The organism is Endozoicomonas sp. SESOKO3 (genome assembly GCF_024606255.1).
Map to the genome: position 1 here is coordinate 1 of NZ_JAHHPR010000158.1, position 1,362 is coordinate 1,362.

At 49.9% G+C, this 1,362-nt stretch carries 1 protein-coding gene; it reads right to left on the reverse strand.

Annotation, left to right across the window (positions count from 1 at the left end):
* Positions 1–1,351, reverse strand: a 1,351-nt coding sequence (locus tag KDK18_RS02670) for a hypothetical protein (protein WP_257253006.1), incomplete at its 3' end; no start/stop codon positions are given.
* Between the last annotated feature and the right edge of the window lie 11 nt (positions 1,352–1,362).

The window sequence follows — 1,362 nt, forward strand, 5'->3', positions numbered from 1 at the left end:
TTCTTCTGGGATCCGCCAAGGTTCCGGCACTCTTGCAGATCCTACCACATGGCCACACCAAACCATCCTCCCCAACCACGATCCTGTCACAGATTTGTTGCCCGCTGTGGGCTCTTATTTTGTGAGACGCCAGACAAGGAGCATTCTTGCAAACCATCCCGCATGGGCGCTGTCGGCCATCCTCTCCGACCACGGTCACGTAACAGGTTTGTTGCCTGCCATGCACCATTTTTTTGTGGTTCGCCATGGTTTGAGCATTCTTGCAGATCTTCTTGCATGCTCGCTGCTGACCATACTCCCCGACCACAGTCATGTTACAGGTTTCTGGCCCTTTATGATTATTTCTATTGTGATCCATCAGGGCACGAGCATTCTTGCAGACTTTCCCGCATGGCCGCGGCTGACCATCCTCCCCGACCACTCTGACATCACAGCTATGTTGCCTTGGATGACTTCTTTTTTTGTGAGATGACAGAGCCCGAGCATTCTTGCAAACTCTCCCACATAGTCGCTCTTGGCCACCCTCTCCAACCAAGATCACGTGACAGATTTTTTGCCCGCTGTTGTTCCTGGCTTGTGCTTCGTCTGTCCGGGAAAGATGGGGTTGGCTCTGACCTGACTGGGATAATTCAGTGATTGTCTGTGGTGTTTCTGAAGAGTCAAGCGCAAGGGAAAACCCAGCTTCCTGGCAAAGTTCAGTTGGATCGACTAACCCATTAATGACCCCAAACTCATTCGCTGTAAAACGCAATCCGTCGTTCATTAGCACAAGACCATTAAGCGGCCCGGCAACGTCAGTTGGATAGGTGCCCCCCGCACGCATTGAGTCTGAGGTGTCCCTGTCTAAGGCAACCTCATCCAAAGCGCAGGCATTGTTGGCAGGGTTGCAGTCAAACTCATACGCCAAATCAAGCAGTTGATTAGAAATCAACGAGAGTTGAATACCAGAAAGATCATCCAGTATTTCGTTTTGTTCGAAATGCGTCGCTTCAAAAGGATCAAAATCGTCTATGCGACTAATGCTGTGTTTATTAGCCAAATGAGGGCATGAGCTCTGTCCGGGGTTTGCTCCGTTGAAGCCCATCGAAGTTTCTGCCGAATTCAGCAGCCAATTATCGGGGCTTCCATTATCAGAGAATGGTCGGAAACTACAAACACCACGACAAGGGTGAACGAAACAATTTAAACCCAAAGTATGTGAGTGTTGTTGAGAACCTCCTCCACTACCGCCTGAGTCAGAATACATGAGGCTGGAGATAAAGCCTCCGGGGAGATTAGCAGCTTGTGGAGCTCGCTGTCCCGATGATGTTGATGGTTGATGTGGTCGCTGGTTGTGTCCAGAGCCAAACATCATTGTAATAG